The organism is Cryobacterium sp. RTC2.1 (assembly GCF_035018685.1).
In the GTDB taxonomy this organism is placed as follows: Bacteria; Actinomycetota; Actinomycetes; order Actinomycetales; family Microbacteriaceae; genus Cryobacterium; species Cryobacterium glucosi.
Genome location: NZ_JASJXJ010000394.1, coordinates 1 through 252, shown reverse-complemented (window position 1 = coordinate 252; position 252 = coordinate 1). Strand labels below are relative to the sequence as shown.

Sequence of the window (252 nt, the reverse complement as noted above, 5' to 3'; positions counted from 1 at the left end):
CCCAGCCCCTGCCCGGAACGAGCAGCACCTGGCCGAGGTGCAGGTCCCCGTGGATGCGCTGCAGCCTCGGCCAGGACACCTCGGCCGCTGCGGCGAACACCGCCTCGATCGCCGGGGCGTACCGGTCGAGTGCAGGCACCTCCGCGATCGCGCGCCGGGCGCGGGCGCGCAGGCCGTCGAGGACCGTGCCGACGACCTCAGCGGTCGGCTCCGCCGTCGGCATCGCGTCAGCGAGGTCGGCGTGGACTGCCG

The 252-nt window shown here is 76.2% G+C and carries 1 pseudogene; it reads right to left on the bottom strand.

What is annotated here, in order from left to right:
- A pseudogene (locus QN357_RS19440) lies at positions 1 to 252 on the bottom strand (hypothetical protein); the annotation flags it as partial.